This is a genomic window from Mesorhizobium sp. B2-4-2 (assembly GCF_006442845.1).
Classification (GTDB): Bacteria; Pseudomonadota; Alphaproteobacteria; order Rhizobiales; family Rhizobiaceae; genus Mesorhizobium.
In genome coordinates, this window is sequence record NZ_VFVM01000007.1 from 136,184 (window position 1) to 158,789 (window position 22,606).

Genomic DNA, 22,606 nt, shown 5'->3' on the forward strand with positions numbered 1-22,606 from the left:
CGGACCTGCGGCCCGCGCGCGATCTGAAGCGACAGTACACTGTACGTTGGCAATCCGGCGGACGGGCCGCTTCTCGGTACGCGTCGATGAGGCGCATGGCGTCAGCAGTTAGATGGACGCCGCTGAGCTAAGGACATTCGCCTCGGAGGATGAGGACCGACGCCTCCAATAGCCGTGGTTCCAACAAACGGATTGTACGGTTAAATCGAGGGTGTCCTTTGAGGTTAGCCCGTGGATTGACGAACCTGCGTTTCAGGACGTTGCAGCCTCCCAGTTTGGAGCAAAAGGCGGGTCCACGTAACGTAGGTTCTTCGGCAAAGCCGCGATGGCCGCGCGGTCCTGATCGTCGAGGCGAATATTGAGCGCATCGAGATTGGCTCGCTGACTCGAGGGGTGAGCGGCTTTGGGAATCGCGATGACTCGTTCCTGGTCCAGAAGCCAAGCGATGGCGATCTGGGCGGTGGCTCTGTGCTTTTCACCGATCCCGGCGAGGACGGGATCCCTTGCGGCCCGGCCCTGCGCAAGCGGCGCATAGGCGATCATCGGAATACCCTTGCCGCGAAGATAATCCAGCATCGGCGTCTGCGACAGGAACGGATGATATTCCACCTGATGAACGGCGATGGGGGCGCCGATATCCTCAACAGCGCGCCGGATCATGGGCATGTTGAAGTTGCAGACGCCTATGGCGCGGGCCAGCCCTTCTTCCTTCAGTTTGGTGATCGCTTCCAACGTGGCGTCCATCTTCATGTTCGCCGACGGCCAATGGATCAGAAAGAGATCAACATGGTCGAGACGAAGCTTGCCGAGGCTGGCATCGAACGATCGGCGCAGGGCGTCGGGGGCGAGCTTGTCGTGCCAGACCTTGGTGGTGACGAAGAGATCCGCACGCTTCAAGCCGGAAGTGGCGAGTGCGGTCCCGACGGCGGCTTCGTTGTCGTACATGGCTGCCGTATCGAGATGTCGGAACCCGAGGGCAAGCCCGCTTTCGACCACGGATCGGGCGGCATCTCCCGGCATCCGGAATGTACCAAGCCCCAGACGGGGGATGGCGACGCCTTGAGTTTCAACCGTTTCCATGATCATTCCTCTCAAGTTGCGAGGGACGCGGCGGCAGAGGCAGAAGCCGTCCGCCGCCCGTTCTCCCGGCGGGCTCAGGCGGTCTCGCTCGCGGCCGCCTGCCGGACCAGCGTTTCGATCACCTGCTCAAGTGATGTCGTGCCCATGGCACGGTTTTCGCCGGCTGTTTTGAAGTCGATCCAGCCTTCGTTGAAGCCGTCGAGCATGCGCATGCGCGGCTGTGGGTTACGCGTACCCTGGGCACGAAACAGGCCCTCCCAGCTTTCCCGCGGGACGATCTCCACCCGCACCGGATGCCCGAGTGCCGACGCGAAGGCATTGGCGAGATCGTTGGGCGAGACCCGTGCGGGGCCTTCCATTTCTACGACCCGCTTGCCGATCCATTGCTCGCAGATCAGATCTGCGGCAAGCCGGCCGATATCCTGCGTCGCCACCATGGCGAAGGTCTTGTCGGCAGGCTGGAGGAAGCTATGCAGCACGCCTTCATCGCGGGCCGGCGCGACGTCCCAGGCCGCATTTTCCATGAACCAGCCGGGCCGCAGGAAGGTAACGGGAAGATCGAGCTCGCCGAGGGCTCGTTCCAGCATCGTCCGCTGGCTCAACAGATTGTCCACTTCCGCGTCGGCGCCGATGGTGGAGAGGCAGACGACCCTTTCCGGGCGGGCAGCAAGGAGAGCGGTCGTCAGCACCTCATTCTGCTTCGCCGCTTCCGGATAGCCGGGCGCCGGGTCGAATTCCGACGGCGGCAGGATAAACACGCCAGTGGCTCCCTTGAAGGCGGCAGCAAGCTGCGCGGCGGCGTCCATCTCGGCAAAGGCGATTTCGCAACCTCGCTTGCGCCAGATTTCCGCCTTGGCGGGGTCGCGCAGCACCGCACGGACCGGTTCTCCGGCATCGATCAGGGCTTTCGCCAGCGCGCCGCCGACCTTGCCAGTAATTCCTGTAATCGCATACATGATATGTCTCCTGGTGTTGAGGTCGGGAATTGATCAGGCGAGGCTGTCGTAGAGGCCGCGCTCGAATGTGCCGTAGAGCTTCACGACCTTCTGGTCGTAGAAGGGCAGAAGCTGGGTGAAGATGGCGCCGGTCACCTTCCTGACCGGGTCGAGCCAGAAATAGCAGTTGAGCAGGCCGGCCCAGGAAATGCTGCCTGCCGACCGACCGTTCGGACCGGGCAGCGTGTTGATGTCGAACGAATATCCCCACTTGTGGGGCTCGCCGGGAAACTGGTCGAAGCTCTGCGAATAGGCAGGCTGGGCGGTCCTCATGGCATGGACGTCGAGGTCGCCGATCTGGTTGCGCATCATCGACGCGACCGTTTCCGGCTTCAGCACCCGTACGCCTTTATGAGTGCCTCCGTTCAGCAGCATCCGCAGGAAGGCCATGTAGTCGCGCGGCGTACTGAAGCCGCCGCCGCCGCCCATGAAGAATTCCGGCCGCTGGGGCATTTCGAAGGGCGCGGGCGTCAGGCCGCCGTCTTCGCGACGGTTATGGAAGGTGGCGACCCTGGCCTTCTGCTTGCTTCCGATCAGGAAGCCTGAATCGGTCATGCCGAGCGGGGCGAAGATATTCTCGCGGAAATAGACTTCCAGTGACTGGTCGCTGACCGCTTCCACCAGCTTTCCGACCCAGTCCATGCTGATGCCGTATTGCCAGTGTTCGCCGGGGTCGAATTCGAGCGGGGCCAGGAAGGCGCCGTTCTTGCACGTGGCGATGTCCGGCATGCCGGTGACGTTCTCGTAGCGGGTTAGTGCATCGCTCCAGATCGAATAGGTATAGCCGGAGGTGTGTGTGAGCAGGTGACGCACCTTGATGGCCCGCTTGGCCGGACGCAGGCGCGGCTGGCCGTCGCCGTCGAAACCCTCCAACACCATCGGATTGGCGAGTTGTGGTAGATATTTCGCCGCATCGTCCTCGGGGTCGATCCTGCCCTGCTCGATTAGCTGCATGCAGGCCGTAGCGGTGAAGGCCTTCGTCATGGACAACAGCCAGAATACCGTATCGGGGCGCATCATTGCTCCGGTGACGGTATTGGCCTTTCCGAAAGTTCCTTCGTAGATCACGCTGTCTGGTCCTGCCGCGGTGGCAACGACGCCGGCGACGGTACCGTCCCGCACCGCTTGTTCCATTGCCATGTCGATGGACTTGAAGTTGCCGGACCGCGCTTGCGGGTTGGCCGCCAGTGCGTTGACCGGCGAGTTCACGGCGGCGGCGCCCGCCGCGAGCAAAAGGCCGCCACGCGCCAACAGGCTTCTGCGTGAGATCGCATTCATGGATGAATTCCTTCTCGCAAGGCCGGAGATTTCCGCGGTCCGGTGTGCCGCTGCGCCGCCCGGGCGCTCAAAAATCATCTATGGGAAGCAATGCGATGATTCACGCGCAATAATATCAAAGATAAGATGACTCAAAATCATCATGATGGGACGGTTGATCACCGACCTTGCAAAGGAGAAAGGGCATGAGTTTCGACACGCGGTTGCTGACCGGGGTCGGCGTTTTCGGGGCGGTGATGGAAGCGGGCAATTTCGTGCGGGCCGCGGATGTTCTTGGTCTCACGCCATCGGGGGTCAGCCGTGCCGTGGCGAGGCTCGAACAACGCGTCGGTGTCAGGCTTTTCGACCGCAATCCGCGCGAGGTCACTCTGACGGGGGAGGGCGCGCGCTTCCATGCCCGGATAATGCCGCTGCTGGCCGGACTGGAGGAGGCGGCCTCCGAAGCCGCCGGTTCGGCGGCATTTGTCGGCGGACGGCTCAGGGTTTCGATCGATCCCTGGTTCGCGCGAATGGTGCTGGCGCCGAGGATCGGTGAATTCCTGGCACGCTACCCCGCACTGTCGCTCGATCTGACCACCAGCAACTATCGCGAAGAGATGATGAGCGGCGCGGATGTCGCCGTGCGCTTCGGTCCGCCGGACGAATCCTCGCTGATCGCGCGCAAACTGCTGGACGTACCAGTCCTGACCTGTGCCGCCCCAAGCTATCTCGACCGTCACGGCATTCCAGCCACGCCCCACGACCTGATGCACCACGATTGCATCCTATTTCGCGACCCACAGACCGGGCGGCCGTTCACCTGGGAATTCCGAGGGGATAACGGGGCCATCGAGATCAAGGCGTCGGGGCGGTTGGTCATGGACGATCCCTCCGCTGCCGTCGCGGCCGGTCTCGCCGGGCAAGGCATATTCCAGAGCCTTGCCATCGGCCTCGACGAGTGGCTTGAGAGCGGGGCGCTCACGACGATCCTGGCGGAATAGTCCGACGAACAGTTTCCGCTTTACGCCTATCATCCGTCCCGCCACATGCCGCCGGCAAAAGTGCGGGCTTTTCTGGATTTTGTTCAACGGATCGCGGCGGCGTAGCGGGGGGCATTCTTGCCGCGCACGGCCCTGGCTGTCCGCGGCAAAAATGCTTGCCGCCTCGCATGATGGTGTTGCATAACGGTCATATGAGCCGACGGGGGCGCCGCTCAGGCCATGGATCGAGCGGCCGATGCAATCCAGCGCCTCAGCCGCTGGATATCATCGCCTGGCTGCCGGTGACGCATGCTTCAGCTCTGACGAGGGGGCACATGGTCGAGCAACTCGGCGACCGCCTTTGCACGCGGGGGACATTCGCGTCCAGGCAATTGCCTCCGGTTTTGGACAGGATGTGAGCTTTCCGTAAGACAACGGCGCGTCTTCATTGAAAATCGTGGGCCGCTGTTGCCTAGCAGCACGCAGCAACTTGAATGAATAAGCTTTTGGGTCGATCCGGCGCTAAGCGGCTCGGCAGCGTCGGAAGCGGCGGTTGAAGTCACCTGTCGCTTAACGGCAGCAACCTGAACCTCGGCGCACGAAACCACACCGTACGGAAGCGGCCTCATTTCAATCGTCGCGATCGCAGGCAGGGCGTGAAATCCGCGTTGAATTTTGGGTGCAGGGAAGGGCGCATTTCGTTCCCAACGGCGCCCTCGCAGCGCAACTGGCTCCTTTTGCATTCTAGCACCCGTCGCGCGCCAGTTTGGCACGCGTGACAGAGAGGGCTCACGCCACGCCTTTCAAAGGGAATTTTTGATTATAGCGTGACACAGCGTGATCCAGTATGCCCGACGGGTATGGAGCAGGATCATTGTGCAACTTCCTCTCGCCGTAGCTAACTTGTTGAAAGGTATTGCGAAAATCCCTATATCTGAGAACGTGAGGAGCGGCTTCTGGGGGCGGTAGTGGATGGTCCTCCGTCACTAACCACGCTCACTCACGGCCGTCCATGCTGGATCGCTTTGACGCACGGCACGCCACTGTATTCTTCTGATCCCACGTCTCCAGTTCCTCAATTGGGTACAACACGGCTTTGCCAACCTTGACGTACGCCGGTCCAATCCTCTTGGCTCGCCAATTTCGCAGCGTTCCAAGAGAGATGGTGCCGCGATAGCGTTCCGCGACTTCCTCAGCTGTCAAAAACTTCCTGTTGTCCATCAAGCTCCCCAAATGTTCGTCGGGAACATGGGAGCAGGCTCAAGCACGCTCCCAAACCCTTGGTCATGCAGTTGCGCGGCCATGAGCACGTACGTGCATCGGAAATAAAAGCCGCTGAGTGAGGGAGTAGAAGCAGGGGATATGTCTGGATAGAAATCGGATCAGCTGCCAACGGAGTGCGCAAGGTCGGTCGACCCGGGCCAACCGGAAAATGAGGAGTGCTATCTCCGGTCCCATCGCCGCGACCCGTTAGTGTTTGGGTTGATGTCGGAGACGAATTGCATGAAGCGACGTCTTTCGGCGAGTTTGAGCGACCCAAGAAGACTGAGCCGCGCGAGCGCAAGAAACACGAGGCGAACTACTCTCGAAATCTCATCTCCAGGTCGCAATCTAGAAATGACGGGATAGTCAGAAGACGACCGTTCGGTGACCACGGCACGAGTTGGGAGCCGAGGCCGCCGTCGATCATCGCCAAGTGGCCCGATGACAGTATCAGTTGCCGCCCCGCTGAGAAAAAGGCCGGCACCCTCGCTGGGAGGTTGCCCGAATGGCGCCGGCCAGACGGTCCTTTTCAGGTCCGCCGCTCTCCATACATAGCTGAGTCTTTCCGTTGCGTCAGGTGGGTGCGAACTATGCCTTGGCTTTCCGCTTCGCAGGTGCCTTCTTGGCTGGTGCGACGGTTGGGCGAGAACTCTGACAGGAGCAAACCATGGATCACGGTTTCACGGCCGAGCATTTCGCGCTGCTCAAAGCCTGGGCGGGCATCTCGCGACAGACCGGCGATCCAGCGCAAGACGCTGCGAGCAGCGCAGTCGTCGACGCTTATGAAGCGACCGCGCGCTGGGCGCGGGCGATCAATTTGCGGCTATTCCCAACCGGCTTCGTCCGCAAGAAGTCCGACCCATTCGATCAGGGCCAGAGGTTCAAAGCTTATACTTGGTCGCGGATTTATCCCCGGCCTCAGGCACCCAGGGGCCTCGCATATACCGTCGGGATCGACGCCGTCGGGGAGTTCTGCGTGAAGCTGGACACCGTCGATCTCGGCAGCGGCCCGGAGCGCCTTCTGTACGAGGTTCTTCGACGCTACGACAATGACCTATCGCCTTTTGCGGCTGTCCTGGCGTCCGAGCAGGGTCTGGCTATGTCGTTCGAAGCGCTTGTCGACTGGTCGGTCGAGCAAATCAGCCGTTTCGATCCAGGCTACGACGAGCTTGCTCTCGCGATCGGTCTCATTCAGCCGGAAATGCGTCTCGTCACGGACACGGACGTGTCCCGCAACGCCTTCTCCCGCTGGCGCTCTATCTTGTCTGACAAGCTAGAAGGCGCAGTCCACTCGATTGATGGACATGAGGTCTGGTTCGCTGCGCGCGACGGGGACGGGGGCGCCGAAGTAAAATTGGGCCTCGATCCGCGAGGGCGCGAATGGGGCGTCGAGATCAACGCGCCGCCGATCCCTGGCGATCATAACCGACTCTCGGCCATCGCTGAGGATGAGACCGGAGGGCTTTATCTCCTGCGGCAGGGCTGGCTGCGCGGACGGCGGCCCGCGCCAGACATCCGCGAGGAAGAGTTCATGGCGTTAACCGGGCTATGGCCGGAGCTTGTCAGCGGAACCGGCCGCGCAGCGCTCCGTCGGTGGTTCCGGGTCGCAAGCCTCGACGATCCCCCCGAACGCATCCAGAGGAGAACTGCGAGGTTCGTCGAATTATGTTGGGCTGCGCGTACCCCGATCGGCACGATGGGCGCGGGTGCGCTTGACGGCAATGGCGCAGGGGTCAACGGCGGCCCGGTCGCTGGGGGCGAGGAGCGCAGTGGAGATTTTCTCTTGCCGGCGCGACCGGCGGCAGACGCAAAGATCGTCGAAAAATTGCACGGGCTGGTCTGGAAAAGCCTCGCCACGATCCTCGGCGACAGCTCGGTGGGATATCGCAAATGGTCGCGCAGCCCGGGCTATGAGATCGATATGGAGATCGACGCACCCGGGCCGGCACCACTGCTGGTCGAGATCAAGACCGGTTGCGGCACTCCCGACGTCCATACAGGTGTCGGCCAGTTGATGCTTTACCGGAAGCTTTTCCCTCATCTGGATAATCATCGGGCGGTGCTTCTAATCGATGTCGAGCTGCCACTGCGCCTCCGCGCCGCGGTTGAGGCGCTCGATATCAGGGTCTATCGCTATTCGTGCGAAGACTTCGACGGCAAACGACAGGTGGCCTTTGCGCCGGAATTTATCGCGTTGTGCGGAGTCGCATCATGAGTCATGAAGCGCTCAGGATGAACGAACGTCCGCTTTTTGGGAGCGGCGAACCCTTTCTGCACGTCCAGGTATGGGTCTCCTGGCTGTTGCAGCTAGCCGAACGATGGTGAGCTTTTTGCGTTCATTCATCCGAAAACTGTCAGTCCGCGACCGTGAAGATACCGATCGCGCTGGAGCGAGCTAGCGCGCCTTAGACCGCCGGCCCATGTCTAACTGTTGCGACATTCTTTTCAGACCTTTGCGCTTTGCCCCTCCCAAGGGAGACGAATCGGGTATGTGCGCGCTCTCCTTAACCCCCCACACGGCTGACGAACCGCATCGCTTGCCCACATGACTGAAACTTCCCATACCAGACTGCTCTCCCGCAAGATCTCTGACTACTGCCGCCTCCGTCTCGACCCTCTGTTCCCCCCTCAAGAAAGCGCGCGCATCAGAGCGTTTCTGCTTAACCTGATCTCCTGTTCTAAAACACCGCCGCGAAAACTGCGGGGCTATGATTGGCAAGAAATCTGCATTCTTAGCGACCTCGACGGTGAAGCGCTTCGATCTGCCCGAACTGCAATCGAACCAGCATTGGACGCGATCGCTCGAAATACGAAAGCTGCACCGAAGCGCGCGACCATCGCGGGCCGTCGCAATACTAAACCGCAGTGCCATGAGCGGGAACGTCCACAACCGCCGGCAGGGAAGGCGCCTCCTCCAAGTCGCTACAAAAAGCTCGAGCGATTGGAGCAGGAAGCTGCTGTAGACCGGCAGAAGCCCGGCATAAATCCGCGTGCTATCGAGGAGTTCCCACAACCTCTCTTTGAGGACATATCTGATCATCTGAGCTTCCAGGCGGCGCTGGATTTCCAGATGCGCCGCCATAGCGACAGCTATTGGCATCTTCATCGTGCTGTTGTCCGAGACGACGAGAGTCTTGACCGCTCGACAATTCGTCACTGGCTGCAGGGATCAAAATCGCCGCGCAGCGTGGCGAGCATGGAAGTACTAGCTCGGATCGAGCGTCGTTATCGTCTTTCAGCAGGGTATTTTAAAGCGAGACTCCCGCTTCAGACGCGCTCCGCCTCCGGCCACATTCTCGAAGATATCGGCTCGGCTGAACGCCGTCGGCTTGCGTGGCACTTGCCCGACGACTTCAACACGCGTCGTTCTGAGGAGCAGGAAGAAATCTTGGAATGGGTTCGGCGGGTGATTATCAGCGGGTCAACTGATTATCGGAAATTCCAGGCGGCCGCGCTGAAACAGCGTTACGCCATCCGTTTTCCGGGTATCACCTATGGTCAGTCGGATGCTGCAAATGACGGCTATCGAGTTCAGCGCGAGCAACAGGACGATGATGGTGCACAGTTCACTGACCCCGACTTGATGTCCGGCGTCATAGACGCGCCACCTAGCCTTAGCATGGAAATGGCGGATTTGATCCGCTTCAAGACTGCGACGCTCACTGCGTTCGGTTTGCAGCGCAACGGTGTTTGGGGCGAGGAGACGGCATCGCAGAAAGTTGAGCATCTCGGTTTGATGTTCGGTGCGTTGGCCGCGCATCCGCGCGGACCCGTGCGTGGCTATGGCGTTCCGGCGCAGCATGTGACTTTTGGCCTGCTCGTCTTCCCCTCTGTCTGGGACTGGTATGTGCAATGGCGAGAGAGGCGGCGCGGGTTCTACACTGCATGGGAGGTGGACATGCTGCGAATTTCGCTCGCACTCACCCGCAAAGACACGGGCTGGCTGAGGCAGCATCCTAACCTGTCGTCGCGAATCCGCCCGATCGACGGGCTAGTTTCACAGACCGACATTGATCGCGCCCGCGGGGATTGGGACGACGCCTGCGATGTCTACTTCAAGCACGCCTCCTCCCGCGTGAAGGAGATTCAGCGCATCGCGCGTGTGCATCGTGATCCCTTTGAACCGATCATGCCTGTGCTTGAGGCCGATAGCCCAGTCGGCGAGTATCGAAAGATCACGGAAGAGATTCTTCGGCTTATGCCTGATGAACGCATCCATCGCCGTCCTGCCGCCGAAGCAGTGCGCTCGTTCCTGATGCTTCGGTTCGGGCTGCATCTTGGGTTGCGGCAGAAGAACCTGCGCCAGCTGATGGTCAGTGAACGTGGGAGACTACCGAGATCTGAGCGTCAGCTAGCCGACATGAAGCGCGGTGAACTCCGCTGGAGCGAACGCGAAAGCGGGTGGGAGGTGTTAATTCCTTCGGTCGCTTTCAAGAACGCGGACTCATCCTTTTTCGGGAGTAAGCCATTTCGGCTCGTCCTGCCAAACCTGGGTGGTTTATACGAGCACATCGAAGCGTATATCGAACGGCACCGCCGAGTACTGCTTGGAGGAACGGAGGACCCCGGCACCTTCTTTATCAAAACGGTGAAGGCGACCAGCAAGGACGCCTCATACGATCGAAATACGTTCTATGAGGCATGGCGCTTGGTCATCCAGCGATATGGCATCTACAATCCATATACACAGCGCGGCGTGATCGCCGGCCTTCTCCCTCACGGGCCGCACAATGTGCGTGACGTTCTGGCGACCCACATACTGAAACAGACCGGTTCATATGAGCAGGCAAGCTATGCGATCCAGGACACGCCCGACATGGTGGCGCACCACTACGGTCGTTTTCTGCCGCAAGACAAAGCCGCACTTGCTGCGCGGATATTGAACCAAGTCTGGCAGGCGGCCTAAGAAAATAGGTGGAAAACAATCTCAAACTGAGGCCATCATCGAGACGCTTGGAGTTGCCATGAATGGCCTGGGGCAACGCATCGGTACGCAATCAAGCGTGTGTCCGATCCGGGCCGTCGTTGAAGCCAAACCTGCTGGTCGAGGAAACGAGGCCGAGACCGTTCGTAGGATTTTTAAAGGGTTCGTGGCAACTGGTTCCGCAACCGTTTCCGGCCAAGCGCTACATGCGGGAGCATCACCGCGGCGTGGCGGACCTACGCTATTCGGGAGCTTCGCGCCGCCAGTCTCACCCACCATCTCTACGTTCGCTGCCCTTTTGCTCTTCATGCCGTTCTGCGTCGAACGCCTGTTTTCCCTTCGCGGCCCATAGATGCCGGGCATTCTCGCCTTCGTGGCTCTGAAGCTTCTCGGCGATCCAGAGTAGGGCTCCGTAGACGGTAGCGCGATCGTCATTGGTTAGTTCGACGATGCCTGCCTTGAATACGAGACCGCCGAGTTCGATCAGATGTCGGGTACGCTGGCGACGCTCGACCTGCCACGTGCGCATATCATGCCGAGCCCGTGCCGCCTGCCGGCGATTGTGGGCTGCCCGGTTGCGCTGGAGCGCTGCGAGGGTTGCGCTGAGATTCCCGAGCAGTTCGCCGTGACCCGCTCTCGAAAAACATCACCCCACGCTTGGCCCATGCTTCACGCTTTGAGGTGTCTTTTGTCTCGGTGATTGCGACCAGTGCGCCGGCCAGTTCGTCGGTACTGATCTGATCGGCGCCGGTGGCGATCACCAGTTCGCCAAGTTGCTGCACCTTTCGAGTTTTGAGTTCTCGCGCTTTGTCTTCCAGTGCCTTCAGTTCGGCGTCGAAGTCCCGTGGTTTACGCATGGCTGTCTCCAATGGTTGTCGATCGAAGGATGATAGGGGAGCGGCTGCCAGAAGGCTTCAGGCTTGCCGAGACAGCCCGGGACGGGCTGGTCCATCCCGAGAATTTTTCGAGGGAGGGCGCGCTTATACGTCGTGCCGACGTGCGCTTTGACGTGCAAATGATCTGGTCGCGATGGCGATCTATCATCTTCACGTCAAGGTCATTGGCCGCAAGGCAGGCTCGAGCGCTGTGGCGTCGGCCGCCTACCGCTCGGCTTCGAGGCTGCGCGACGAGCGCATCGAGCGAGCTCATGACTTCTCGGCCAAGCGCGGTGTCGTTCATTCCGAGGTGATGCTGCCGGAGGATGCGCCCGAGGCCTGGCGCGACCGCGAGCGGCTGTGGAACGATGTCGAGGCGTTCGAGGTGCGCAAGGACGCCCAGCTCGCCCGCGAGGTCGAGTTTGCGCTGCCACGTGAACTCAGCCAGGCGCAAGGCATCGAACTGGCGCGCGACTTTGTACAAGTCGAGTTTGTCAGCAAGGGCATGGTCGCCGATCTCAATGTGCATTGGGACAGGGCAGAGGATGGCAGCCCCAAGCCGCATGCTCATGTCATGCTGACCATGCGGTCGGTGGACGAGAATGGTTTTGGTGGCAAGGTTCGAGAGTGGAATGCTACCCAGCTGGTCGAGCGCTGGCGCGAGCGATGGGCCGAGCTTGCCAATGAACGCCTGGCCGAACTCGACATCGACGCCCGCATCGATCATCGCAGTCTGGAAGCGCAGGGCATTTCATTGGAGCCGCAAACCCAGATTGGTGCACCGGCTCAACGCATCGAGGGCAGTGGCCTTGCTGCTGGCGACACTGAAGCGGATCGCGCCGAACTGCATCGCGAGATCGCGCGCAACAATGGCGCGCGCATCATTGCGGAACCATCCGTGGCGCTCGATGCCATTACGCATCAGCAGTCGACCTTCACCCGAAAAGACATCGCGAAGTTTTCGCACCGACACAGCGACGGAATGGAGCAGTTCAACGAGGTGGTGGGAGCCATCAGCAATGCACCCGATCTGGTCGAACTCGGCAAGGACCGGCGCGGCCAAGACCGTTTCACCACTCGGCAGATGATCGATACCGAACAGCGCCTTCAGCACGCTGCGGAGCGTATCGATCTGGACGAGCGACACGCGGTCAGTGACGCACATCGCGAGGCAGCGCTGGCGCAGGCTGCGCAACGCGGGCTTATCCTGTCAGGCGAGCAGACCGATGCGCTGGCGCATATCACCGATGGTCGCGGCCTTGGTGTTGTGGTCGGCTTTGCCGGAACGGGCAAGAGCGCCATGCTGGGCGTCGCGCGCCAGGCATGGGCAGAGGCGGGCTACAAGGTTCGAGGTGCCGCACTCTCTGGCATTGCCGCCGAAAGTCTTGAAGGCGGTTCAGGCATCCCGTCACGCACCATCGCCAGTATGGAGCATAGCTGGGGACAGGGCAGGGATCTGCTCACCACACGCGATGTCCTGGTGATCGACGAAGCGGGCATGGTCGGCACGCGCCAGTTGGAGCGCGTGCTTTCCCATGCCGCGGACGCCGGCGCGAAAGTCGTCCTCGTCGGCGATGCGCAGCAGTTGCAGGCAATCGAGGCCGGCGCCGCGTTCCGTTCCATCCACGAACGTCATGGCGGCGTCGAAATCGGCCAGGTGCGCCGGCAGCGCGAGGACTGGCAGCGTGATGCCACGCGCGATCTGGCAACCGGCAGGATCGGCGCCGCAATCAGCGCCTATGACGCGCAAGGCATGGTGCATCAGGCTGCAACGCGCGAAGAAGCGCGAGGTGAACTCGTCGAGCGCTGGGATCGCGACAGGCAGGCGCATCCAGAGGCAAGCCGGATAATGCTCACCCACACAAACGACGAGGTGCATGCCTTGAACCAGGCAGCGCGCGAGCGCATGCGCGCTGCCGGCGATCTCGGCGACGATGTTCACGTGGATGTGGAACGCGGTGCAAGGGCCTTCGCCAGCGGCGACCGGGTCATGTTCTTGCGCAACGAGCGCGGGCTTGGCGTCAAGAACGGCACGCTGGGCATTGTAGAGGAACTCAGCGCACAGAGCATGACGGTTCGCACCGATGACGACAGGTCGGTGCGCTTCGACCTGAAAGACTACGCCCACATCGACCACGGCTATGCCGCGACCATTCACAAGGCTCAGGGCATGACCGTCGACCAGACGCATGTCCTGGCAACGCCGGGCATGGATGCACATGGCAGCTACGTCGCACTGTCGCGACATCGATACGGGATGGAGTTGCATTATGGTGGCGACGACTTCAGTACGCGCGAGCGGCTGGTCCGAACGCTGTCACGCGACCGCGCCAAGGACATGGCGTCGGATTACGAGCAGGTCGACCCGGCGCAACACTATGCCGAGCGGCGCGGCATCACGTTCCGGGAGCGCGTGGTCGAGATCGTGCGCCGGATCGTTCCGGAGAAGCTGCGCGACAGGCTCGGCGGATTGGTCGATGGGTTGCGCTCGCCCGGAGACGGCGAGCCCACGCAAGAGGGTGGACCTGGGCCGGGAAGGGAAGGTGTTGGGGTGCGGCTCGGAGATGCTGGCTCCACGCCCGAAAGGAAAACTCCCACCACGGGAGTGTCGCGCGACACGACTGTGCCCGTTGACGTGGAAGCGGCGTTGCGCAGGGATCGGACCGACGCGCTTGTGCGTCACGCGCGCGCGATCGACGCGATCCTCACTACTGGAAATGCGGATGGCCAGGGCAGTCCCGGCCAGATGCGCGAATTGAGGGATGCCCGCAGCGCTTTCGAGAAGGTGCGGCCGTATGGCTGGCGCGATGCCGAAGCGGCCTATGTCAAGAATCCCGAGCTTGTCCGCGAGGCGGGGGCCGGCCGCGTAAACCGCATCGTGCTTGCTCTCCAGCTTGAGACGGAACTCCGCACCGGACTGGACGCCGATCCAATTCGTCGGGCGGACCGTTTCGTGGAACGCTGGCAGAAGCTACACCGGACAAGCCAGGACCAATACCAGGCCGGCGACATGTCCGGTTACAAGTCAACGCGCTCGGCCATGTCCGACATGGCCAAGAGCCTCGAACGCGATCCGCAGCTTGAATCCCTACTGGCAAACCGCAAACGCGAGCTTGGCATCAACGTGGATTCGGGTCGTCGCTTGGGCGCGGAACTCGCCTTCAGCCATGGCATCGGCAAGGGGCGGGGCATTGGGATCTAAGGCATGCCGATTTGCCGCCGTTTCCACGCCACAGGCGGGTCAGGGGGAAGTTTGATTGCGTCCAGCATTGGTTCGCCCTGTAGTCCCAGCAGATACCGGCAACAACCAGTGAGAAGCGGGCGAGCTATGCAAGAGCCGGATCGCATTATACGTCTCAGAACGGTCCTTGACCGGACCGGCCTGTCCCGCTCGACCCTCTATCGCAAGATTGCCGAAGGGACGTTCCCAGCTCAGATCAAGATTAGCATAAACGGGGCGGGTTGGCGGGAATCCGATGTCAGTCGGTGGGTCGACGATCCAGTTGCATGGCGAGCAGAGCGTCAGGTCTGATTGCGAGACAAACGAACGCCACGGCCGCCGCCATTTTCTGGAATGAACTCTATCCCCGCGGCTTCGAGTGATAGCTTCAGCGCCTGCAGGATGGATTCCGACGCGGATTTCGAACCACGTTCGAACTGCACGATTGTCCTCACACTTACCTTGGATAAATCCGCCAGATCCTGTTGAGAAATGTCGAGAAGCCCACGGGCCGCGCGAACTTGGGCCGCACTTACCTTCATTGTTCAAATGCCCTGTTGCACAAAAAGTGCAAATATGCTTGTTTTAGGAACCAGCCGTTGGAAGTGGTGCGTCCGCTTCCAACAGCCTAACCACGCCTAAACTTTGCGGAGCTCGGATCATGGCTGATTCCGACCATAGCACGACTATGCCTCCCGTCACGAATGGCAAGACTGCCAATGCGTTGAACCGGTTGCGGGATGCAGACCCCGTAATTCTACTGCTGCGAGATTGGTCGCGGGCGCAGCAAGTTTCTCAGGTCCTTTGCCGACTTCAACAGCGTCTAGAGCGGCGTCTTCTCAACGCTGGAGGCTCAGAAGCGGTGGATAAGCAGGTCGACTATTCGATCGCCTGCCAGGCGGAGGTCGAGGCCACAACCGCAGCTTTGAAGCTTCAAGACAAGCTACCGCAAATACGGGCGCGGTCGCTTTTTGGCATCGTCGCCAAGCTTGAAATCATTGCCGGCGCAGATCGCGACATCGACGACCCCACAGACTTTCCCTGGCCGCATATTGCGTCGGTCCTTGATGACCTGAAGGAAATAGCCGGGAGCTTGCCATTCGAACAGCCTCAGCGATCTGTCGTTCACGCGGACTGCAGGCATTATCAGGCGATGGCGGCCGACTTCGTCGGTCTGCAAATGCAGGGCGCTAACCTGCGTTTGGGGCAGGGGCCTGCGTTGGGACAACATGGACCAGAATAAACTCATGCGTTGAAGGCGGCTGTGCGTCACTGAACGCCGGCTTAAGACGTAAAGCTAGGCCGATCTATTTCGTGCCGGTGCGCGATTCACGAAGCAATCTCGAACGAACGGCCCGATTTGATCGATGCCCGGACGGGGCATCTCTGCTGTAGCAGAATGCAGGGCAAATCGCCGGCCACTTGAGCCGCTCTCTTCATAACTCGGCCGAATGTAAGCGGGTTTGTAAACCGAAGGTCGGGAGTTCAATCCTCTCCGCCGGCACCATGTTTTTCAACTATTTGCATGAGACTAAGCCATGCCAAGCATGTTTATGTAACTTTCGTGTAACCGGCAGCGGGCACATCCCGAACCCCTCGCACCGGAACAAACTATTAGAGGGCCAACCTTGCGACGTTTGCCCATCAATGCGACTAACGATCTAGTGTCAAAGAGACCATAGAATGGCAGTTATCAGCGGGCGCAAAGGCGCGGACTTCAAACCATCGACCGTGCGGACGATCGCTGAACGTGCGAACCTCCGCTGTGTCGTGCCAGGTTGTCCAACTCCGACTTCTGGCCCTGGCGCCACTCCGCAACAAGTCGCCCTGACTGGGACGGCCTGCCATATCTACAGCGCCGGAGTTGCTGGCCCCCGGGGCCGCGGCGGTCTATCAGTTGAACAGCTGTCCTGTCCTGAGAATGGAGTTTGGGCGTGTGCGACGCACGGTCGCCTAATCGACACCAACGCCGGCGCCGCTTATCCGGCTGATCTCCTCAAAGGCTGGAAGCAGTTGCAGGAGGCCCAACTACGGCGGGAGCAGGACGGCCAGCTTACCACTGTCGGATGGCTGGGTGAAATCGTTGTCCAAAAGAGCTTCCTATTCGAGAAGGATACCAGACTCGAACTCGGGCAGTTTACGCTGCTCGAAGGAGCATCCTACGGAAAGACAGCGATTTGTGATTGGCTCTCTGCCGTCTTGGGCGAAGAACTCCCGCACCGTTGGGCAATCCCTTCCTCTCCAATCCTTACATCGGTTGTTGCCTTCGTACCCGAGAAGAGGCGGCTCGACGGGACATTCGATCATGGCGTGACGAAGTTGGTTATCGACGGCGTTCCTGTCGTCGAAGTCCCGAAAATGATTTCAGTGGTTTATCTTCGAGAAAGTGCCGGGGCGTTGCTCCATAGGCGCGGCGGTGAAGATGATGAGAGAATTGCCGCCAACCTCGGCCTCTCCCGCGCGGTTTTGAGAGGCCTTGTCCCGGATATTCAACGGAATGGCACCACGTGGGGACGCGATTTGGCCTTCTACGACGAACCGAAATATCTTGGTGAAGACGAAGAAGGTGAGGATTTGCATTCTGACAGTGAAACCGAGGTAACTCTCCGGCTGGGCGGGCCAAATGGAGTGGCGTTAGGAGCCTTATCCGGAAGCGAGAAGGTCCGCGTTCTGCTTGAGTTTGCATGCGCCTTGGCGAGGGAAAGAGCCAGGCGCGGCCCGACCGTACTGATGTTAGAGGGGACCGAATGGCCATTCGATCATCGGAATATGGATGCGTGCGGCGCCTTTCTCTCACAGCAACCCTGCCAGGTATTGCTGACAGTTGGCGACAACTGGGAGCCAAAAACTTTGGAACCGTGGTACGGATGGAGCCGATATAGGGTCTCCAAGGGAAGCGGCGGCTCTCGCGTCGAGCGTTTGCCTTGGTCGGAGGTACGATAGGTCAATTGGCGCCGGTTTTGGAGAAGGCGATCGGCCTCAAGACTTTAAGCGACCGCATCCATAGCCACAGTCTCATGCTGCCCGTATTTCGTCGTTATCAACATCCGGAACGCCAATCCACGCCACCCAAAGCCTCGCGAATGTTCTTTGTGAAGAATCCGGGGTGTTGTCGAGGGCGATTGGGATTGAAGGGTCGACAGCGCTCGCGAATCCCAGCCTTATGCGACTGCCTGCCTTCTAGGCAGCTGTTGTGCTTAGACTGTTGATTGATTGTCGAATGCAAACAACAATCTGGAATAACCAGAGGGATTGGGGGAAAGTGGCAATGGCCAGGGGCGTATTAGTTAAGTTTCCGACTCCGGAAGCGCAACTGAAACGCGCGGTCCGCCAGCATCTCAAGCGCCTTGGGTTCAAAAAGGGTAAGAACGGCTTGCTATTGCCGCCAGGGCAAGACAAGCAGGCGGTGCGGCTGCTCCATGGCGAGCAACGTAGGGACAAGCTTGAGGCTAATACAGCCTTCCTTTCCCGATGTGGAGAGGAACTTCTCCCGCATTTTGCGGACGGCGACGAGATTGAGCCTGCCAACATCAGGTTGGCGCTTCGGCGAGTGCGCAGCGATACCAAAGACGCCGACCTTTTCCGATTGGCCACGCTGACCTGGTCCGTACCCGTATCAGCGGGGTTTGGCCGCCGCTTGCGCTACCTGGTGTGGGACGAGGGTCACGACCGTCTGGCGGGGATCATCGCTTTGGGCGACCCTGTTTTCAATCTGTCGGTACGCGACAAGTTGATCGGCTGGAACTCGGCTGACCGTTCTTTGCGGCTGGTACACCTGTTGGACGCTTATGTGCTGGGTGCGGTACCGCCGTACTCGTTCCTGCTGGGCGGCAAAGCTGTGGCTGCGCTGGTGCGGACGCAGGAAGTAGTGCGGGATTTCAAGGACACCTACGGTGAGTCCATCGGCATCATTTCGGGAGCCGCCAAGCACGCCAGCCTGCTGATGGTCACAACTAGCTCATCGATGGGCCGTTCGTCGGTCTATAATCGATTGGCCCTTGGCGGCACGCGGTACTTCCAGCCGGTGGGCTATACCATCGGATGGGGGCACTTCCATATTACAGACGCCCTGTTCGAGAAACTGAGGGCCTATCTCCGGGAACTCAGCCACGATTATGCCGACCACCACGCGTATGGCAAGGGACCGAACTGGCGGCTGCGCACCATCAAGGCGGCGCTGACGCGGTTGGGCTTCAAAGACTCGCTTCTAAAACACGGCATTCAGAGGCAAGTGTTCCTGTGCAGCCTGGCAACCAACGCGGTCGACATCCTCGGCGGGAGCGCGGCCGATCCTGACTACAGCAACCTATTGAACGTCGCCGAGGTATCGGCGCTGGCCGTAAGCCGCTGGATGGCGCCGCGCGGCGTCCGTGAGCCGGCTTATCGCAATTGGCGTAAAGACCGCGTGCCGCAGTTGGTTAGCGGCGCCGTTGCCGGCAGCCTTGCCGAGTTGAAAGAACAGTCTGCGCAACCTGCCAGTCGAACGGGCTGAGGGGATGTATTTCGCCATCGACGTTGCGAGCGGACAGCGGGTAGAGGCCTCGCTGGCGCAGCGGTACCGCCGCTACATTTGTCCGGTGTGTGGTGCGCCTGTTAGCCCGCGGCAGGGCACCTATCGCGAAGCGCATTTCGCTCATGTCTCGGGCGCAGCCCGACCGGAATGCTATCTTTATCACTCGTCTGATGGATGGCAGGGCCCGTCCGCAGAATCGGACCTGCAACAGCGGCCACAGCCTGCGGTCTCACATGCTCCACTTTCGCTTCACCTGCATGTCCAGCCGCCGGCCGGCAAGGCGCCTGCCTTTTGGGGTGTGGAAGTCCAGATTCCGCGCGCACCGACGCCAAAGGGCATGCTGACCTTCGATGGCGGCGGCAACGGGTTCCGGGTCCAGGTGGCTTGCAACCGCCTGTACGGTGGAACGCAGACATACGTCGTGAACCCCGACTCCCCAGCATTCCGTGTTGCGTGGGTTAGCCCGGATGTCGATCCTGCTTATGGCGATGCCGTGCAGGAGCGGATTCCCGGTTTGGACGCCGATCGAACCACGGTCTTTTCAGCGGGTAGAGGCGGCCGTCAATCGTTAGCAGCCGCGCTTGACTGGGGCGCAACCTACTATTTCGTCCAGCGTGCGGATCTGATTTCGAGTGTGCCGTCGCAACTCGCCGTCACCCGCCTCGCCGACCTTAAGCAATGGGGCTGTTTGCTGGTTACGCTACCGCAGGTGGCCGACGAGCAGTTAGCCGAGTGGATCCGTCAGGCGACCGGCTTGCAAGTGCAGCCTGCGAAGCGCCGCTGGGGCGTCGTGGCGCCAGCGATGCACTTTGTTGATGTGTCAGCACGAGTGGTGCTGGACGCCAAGAGCGAACTCATTCTGGGGATGCATGCCGGCGATGGTGAAGATGAGCCAGTTTTGAATGGCCGCAGTGGTGACGACATTGCCAGCCTGCAACTGGCATACGGGGAATGGCAGTTTGTACGAGTCAGTGGCTTTTCGGTGGCACAGCCGCCAGTCCTCGATATCGACGGCCGGCTACTACCAGAACTCGTTGCAAGGCCTGTCGCGCGGATCGCGCGGGCGGCCCTACTGACCTTGGGCACACGCTCGATCTCGGCAAGCTCGGCGGAGGTGGGGCCACTACTGGACCAGGTGCGGGCGTGCCTGCTCACCGTTACCGGTCTTCAGGTTCCCGGTGGTCTCGTGCCACGAGTTCGGTCGCGCCCAGCGGACGCAATCGATTGGGATGAGCATACATTGGCGACTGCCCGCGCCGATTCCTCGTCAAATGAAACAGTGACGGTGGAAGCCGTGGCAAAGTTACAAGATCTGCTACGAGACGCTGCGTGCGACATTCATTTGGACCTGGGTCCATTCGGGGGATGGTGGTTTACAGGAAGCGTGGCCACGAAAATGCCGGCCAAGGTGATGGCTCCCGCCACTCGCGCGCACGCCGAATGGGTTCTTGCGGGCGTAGGCATTCCTTCTAGATCTCGCTCAGACTACGACCTATCGGCAGCATTGCGCGCTTTAAATGCACCACGTTGGCTCGAGTCCCACCGCCGTCTGGCTCTGACCCGAATTGCATGTGGTATTGGGGACGCGAAATGACACAGCCGGCGCCCACTCCCCAGGCTGTTGAACGGCTGCGCGCGATCGGTGACCGCGAGCTTCTGGCCTTTTTTAACGAAGTCACCACGAAGACCAATCGGTCGCTGCTGAAGGTACTGCCAAGCGTTGACGGATTCCGCGCGGACAGTGTCGCGAGCCTGCCGAAACGTAAGCAGGCGCTCCTCCATCACTTGTTCAAGAAGGGCGGTGCCAAAGCCAACAAGGCGCGTGCCGAAAGCGCTTATTATTATCTCTGGCGGGCATGGGCGGAGCAGCATCTAGAGCACGTTGAAGGCCTTGCCGCGCTGTTGGACGGGATTGAAAGCGCCGTCGCAAAAGAGCATCCCCAAGCGGCTGCGGTTCAGCCGGATGCGGAGATCGAAGCGCTGTTCCGCAGCTTGCAAGAGCAGTCCTTTCTCAACCGTTGTGACGCTGAGACGATCGGGCGACTGCTTCAGTTTAGTCCGTTTGAGATCACGGATTCCCTTCAACTCTTGGCGAGCAGCGCAAAACCCAAGGTGGCAGTAGAGAAGGACCGGGAGCTATCGATCTTACCAAACCGCATTCAGGGCCAAGAGGAACGGCTGCGTAGTCTGCAGGGAGACGTTCAGGGCTTGGCGCGTGAGGTGGCGCGCATAGCAGACACCATAGCCACGATTGCCGCCCGACCAGCGCCGGTGGTCGACGAAAGCGCATCAACACGCGCTTTGGAGACCGTACTTGCCGATATGGCGGGTCTGCGGAAAGACCTGGAACACCAAGGCCAGACTGCAACGCGCGTCATCGCTGCAACCGAGGCTCGCTTTAAGGTGGTTGAGCAAGGGGTCGTTGACCTTGAGGGGCTTTGGAGCGACACCGAAGACCGAATAGGCAAGCACGTTTCTGAGCTTCAAGAACAGCTTGCTGACATCGCCCAGCGTGTCGCGCAATTGGGCCAACCTGGTGGTTCGGGGAGCTCGCAAAGCGGCATACCGATTGTGGCGTCGACTCCGTCCCTGCGCGTCGTCCCGCTGGGGGCAGATGCCGGTTCGATCAAAGCGCTGAATACGGGCTTGGAAGCTGCAGATCTACTTAAGTCCAACTATGCCACGCTGGGGCTCAAGTCGCCTGGTGTGTCAACCTTTGTCGAGGAAGTGCTCACCGCCGCTGTCACCTGTAAGGTTCTGTTTTTAAAAGGTTCATTTTCGACAGACCTGGCGCGCGTGACGGCAGTAGCTCTGGCAGGAAAGCACGTCTTGCGGGCGCGGGTACCGGTGGGCTTCGTCGACGCGATTGCACTGGACACCGAAGTGGCGGAGGCACTGGGCGATCGGAAGGGAGCAGTCGGAGCACTGGTTGTGGAGCGGGTCAACAACGTTCCGTTCGAACTTTTGGCAGACGCAATCGCGGACGTAGTCCGGATCGGAAACGTCATGGTGGTGGCAACGCTCGCAGACGGAGTCACCACGTTCCCAGAGCAGTTGCTCTATCTCCAATTAGGGCCTGTGTTCGACACGGACGTTTTGGATTGGAGCGTTTTTCCGAAAGCCAATACGGCTGTATCTACCGGAGCACTGACAGCGCTTGATCTCAAAGCGTTGTCGATGCAGCTCTCCAACGGCAAAGCACAAAGCGAAGAATTGGTGCGGCTTTTGCGGCTCGGGGGTTCATTTCGAAATCCGCACGTCGAACGAACCGCCACAGCATTCATGAATGCCCTTGAGGGATTCCGTACTTCAGATGCACCGACCTCACTCCAATCCGCGGCCTTCGGCTGGTTGTGGCCGCTATGGCGAATGACGGGCCTTGCGTCTGAGGACATCGAGGGGGAACTGGACGGTGGGCGGGTTGATAGCGAAAGCCATGTCGACTCACGGCTGCGACTTCTCCTCGACCTAGCCGGCATCAGGAGAGAGTAGCACCGAG

Annotated in this window: 16 protein-coding genes and 1 pseudogene; 10 read left to right on the plus strand and 7 right to left on the minus strand. The window is 60.4% G+C overall.

Annotated features, from left to right (window positions below; genetic code table 11):
* Positions 1-252: 252 nt before the first annotated feature.
* The 3 genes from FJ942_RS17500 to FJ942_RS17510 form a co-directional block, all read right to left on the minus strand.
* Entirely contained in the window at positions 253-1,080 is an 828-nt protein-coding gene (locus tag FJ942_RS17500) for an aldo/keto reductase (protein WP_140898361.1), read from the minus strand.
* A gap of 74 nt (positions 1,081-1,154) precedes the next feature.
* The gene (locus FJ942_RS17505) at positions 1,155-2,036 is read right to left on the minus strand and encodes an NmrA family NAD(P)-binding protein (protein ID WP_140898363.1); all 882 of its coding nucleotides are present in this window, start codon (positions 2,034-2,036) and stop codon (positions 1,155-1,157) included.
* A gap of 33 nt (positions 2,037-2,069) precedes the next feature.
* On the minus strand, positions 2,070-3,353 hold the full coding sequence (locus tag FJ942_RS17510; protein ID WP_140898365.1) for a serine hydrolase domain-containing protein: 1,284 nt from the start codon (positions 3,351-3,353) through the stop codon (positions 2,070-2,072).
* A 185-nt stretch (positions 3,354-3,538) separates the two neighbouring features.
* Here FJ942_RS17510 and FJ942_RS17515 point away from each other — a divergent pair.
* Positions 3,539-4,438, plus strand: a pseudogene (locus tag FJ942_RS17515) (LysR family transcriptional regulator).
* Between the two features lie 870 nt (positions 4,439-5,308).
* Here FJ942_RS17515 and FJ942_RS17520 read toward each other — a convergent pair.
* Positions 5,309-5,533 carry a helix-turn-helix domain-containing protein gene (locus tag FJ942_RS17520; protein WP_140898367.1) on the minus strand — a complete coding sequence of 75 codons (225 nt, stop codon included), beginning with the start codon at positions 5,531-5,533 and terminating at the stop codon, positions 5,309-5,311.
* Between the two features lie 709 nt (positions 5,534-6,242).
* Between FJ942_RS17520 and FJ942_RS17525 the strand changes: the two genes are divergently transcribed.
* A complete protein-coding gene (locus FJ942_RS17525; RefSeq protein ID WP_140898369.1) occupies positions 6,243-7,790 on the plus strand; it encodes a hypothetical protein in 1,548 nt (515 codons plus the stop codon).
* Positions 7,791-8,120: 330 nt separating this feature from the next.
* On the plus strand, positions 8,121-10,481 hold the full coding sequence (locus FJ942_RS17530; RefSeq protein WP_140898371.1) for a hypothetical protein: 2,361 nt from the start codon (positions 8,121-8,123) through the stop codon (positions 10,479-10,481).
* Between the two features lie 286 nt (positions 10,482-10,767).
* On the opposite strand, the gene FJ942_RS17535 is transcribed toward FJ942_RS17530, so the two are convergent.
* Entirely contained in the window at positions 10,768-11,028 is a 261-nt protein-coding gene (locus FJ942_RS17535; RefSeq protein ID WP_140898373.1) for a conjugal transfer protein TraD, read from the minus strand.
* A 1-nt stretch (position 11,029) separates the two neighbouring features.
* The gene (locus FJ942_RS17540; protein WP_140898375.1) at positions 11,030-11,356 is read right to left on the minus strand and encodes a conjugal transfer protein TraD; all 327 of its coding nucleotides are present in this window, start codon (positions 11,354-11,356) and stop codon (positions 11,030-11,032) included.
* Positions 11,357-11,528: 172 nt separating this feature from the next.
* On the opposite strand from FJ942_RS17540, the gene traA reads away from it, so the two are divergent.
* Entirely contained in the window at positions 11,529-14,576 is a 3,048-nt protein-coding gene (traA, locus tag FJ942_RS17545; RefSeq protein ID WP_140898377.1) for a Ti-type conjugative transfer relaxase TraA, read from the plus strand.
* A gap of 126 nt (positions 14,577-14,702) precedes the next feature.
* Positions 14,703-14,906, plus strand: coding sequence for an AlpA family phage regulatory protein (locus tag FJ942_RS17550; protein ID WP_140898379.1), 204 nt, complete (start codon positions 14,703-14,705; stop codon positions 14,904-14,906).
* Here FJ942_RS17550 and FJ942_RS17555 read toward each other — a convergent pair.
* Positions 14,897-15,136, minus strand: coding sequence for a helix-turn-helix transcriptional regulator (locus FJ942_RS17555; protein WP_140898381.1), 240 nt, complete (start codon positions 15,134-15,136; stop codon positions 14,897-14,899). The genes FJ942_RS17550 and FJ942_RS17555 overlap by 10 nt on opposite strands.
* A 119-nt stretch (positions 15,137-15,255) precedes the next feature.
* Here FJ942_RS17555 and FJ942_RS17560 point away from each other — a divergent pair, with 119 nt between their 5' ends.
* From FJ942_RS17560 to FJ942_RS17585, 5 genes are all read left to right on the plus strand, one after another.
* Positions 15,256-15,837, plus strand: coding sequence for a hypothetical protein (locus tag FJ942_RS17560; protein ID WP_140898383.1), 582 nt, complete (start codon positions 15,256-15,258; stop codon positions 15,835-15,837).
* 440 nt (positions 15,838-16,277) lie between these two features.
* Entirely contained in the window at positions 16,278-17,537 is a 1,260-nt protein-coding gene (locus FJ942_RS17570) for a hypothetical protein (protein WP_140898385.1), read from the plus strand.
* 325 nt (positions 17,538-17,862) lie between these two features.
* Complete coding sequence (locus FJ942_RS17575) at positions 17,863-19,086, plus strand: Druantia anti-phage system protein DruA (protein WP_140898387.1); 1,224 nt, start codon at positions 17,863-17,865, stop codon at positions 19,084-19,086.
* 4 nt (positions 19,087-19,090) lie between these two features.
* On the plus strand, positions 19,091-20,701 hold the full coding sequence (locus FJ942_RS17580) for a hypothetical protein (RefSeq protein ID WP_140898389.1): 1,611 nt from the start codon (positions 19,091-19,093) through the stop codon (positions 20,699-20,701).
* Positions 20,698-22,599: a hypothetical protein gene (locus FJ942_RS17585; RefSeq protein WP_140898391.1), complete on the plus strand. Its 1,902-nt coding sequence runs from the start codon at positions 20,698-20,700 to the stop codon at positions 22,597-22,599. The genes FJ942_RS17580 and FJ942_RS17585 overlap by 4 nt, the downstream gene beginning before the upstream one ends.
* The last annotated feature ends 7 nt before the right edge of the window (positions 22,600-22,606 follow it).

Coding starts and splice junctions, on each gene's coding strand:
- FJ942_RS17500 (WP_140898361.1), bottom strand. CDS start 1,080: ATGGAAACGGTTGAAACTCAAGGCGTCGCCATCCCCCGTCTGGGGCTT.
- FJ942_RS17505 (WP_140898363.1), bottom strand. CDS start 2,036: ATGTATGCGATTACAGGAATTACTGGCAAGGTCGGCGGCGCGCTGGCG.
- FJ942_RS17510 (WP_140898365.1), bottom strand. CDS start 3,353: ATGAATGCGATCTCACGCAGAAGCCTGTTGGCGCGTGGCGGCCTTTTG.
- FJ942_RS17520 (WP_140898367.1), bottom strand. CDS start 5,533: ATGGACAACAGGAAGTTTTTGACAGCTGAGGAAGTCGCGGAACGCTAT.
- FJ942_RS17525 (WP_140898369.1), top strand. CDS start 6,243: ATGGATCACGGTTTCACGGCCGAGCATTTCGCGCTGCTCAAAGCCTGG.
- FJ942_RS17530 (WP_140898371.1), top strand. CDS start 8,121: ATGACTGAAACTTCCCATACCAGACTGCTCTCCCGCAAGATCTCTGAC.
- FJ942_RS17535 (WP_140898373.1), bottom strand. CDS start 11,028: ATGCGCACGTGGCAGGTCGAGCGTCGCCAGCGTACCCGACATCTGATC.
- FJ942_RS17540 (WP_140898375.1), bottom strand. CDS start 11,356: ATGCGTAAACCACGGGACTTCGACGCCGAACTGAAGGCACTGGAAGAC.
- traA (WP_140898377.1), top strand. CDS start 11,529: ATGGCGATCTATCATCTTCACGTCAAGGTCATTGGCCGCAAGGCAGGC.
- FJ942_RS17550 (WP_140898379.1), top strand. CDS start 14,703: ATGCAAGAGCCGGATCGCATTATACGTCTCAGAACGGTCCTTGACCGG.
- FJ942_RS17555 (WP_140898381.1), bottom strand. CDS start 15,136: ATGAAGGTAAGTGCGGCCCAAGTTCGCGCGGCCCGTGGGCTTCTCGAC.
- FJ942_RS17560 (WP_140898383.1), top strand. CDS start 15,256: ATGGCTGATTCCGACCATAGCACGACTATGCCTCCCGTCACGAATGGC.
- FJ942_RS17570 (WP_140898385.1), top strand. CDS start 16,278: ATGGCAGTTATCAGCGGGCGCAAAGGCGCGGACTTCAAACCATCGACC.
- FJ942_RS17575 (WP_140898387.1), top strand. CDS start 17,863: ATGGCCAGGGGCGTATTAGTTAAGTTTCCGACTCCGGAAGCGCAACTG.
- FJ942_RS17580 (WP_140898389.1), top strand. CDS start 19,091: ATGTATTTCGCCATCGACGTTGCGAGCGGACAGCGGGTAGAGGCCTCG.
- FJ942_RS17585 (WP_140898391.1), top strand. CDS start 20,698: ATGACACAGCCGGCGCCCACTCCCCAGGCTGTTGAACGGCTGCGCGCG.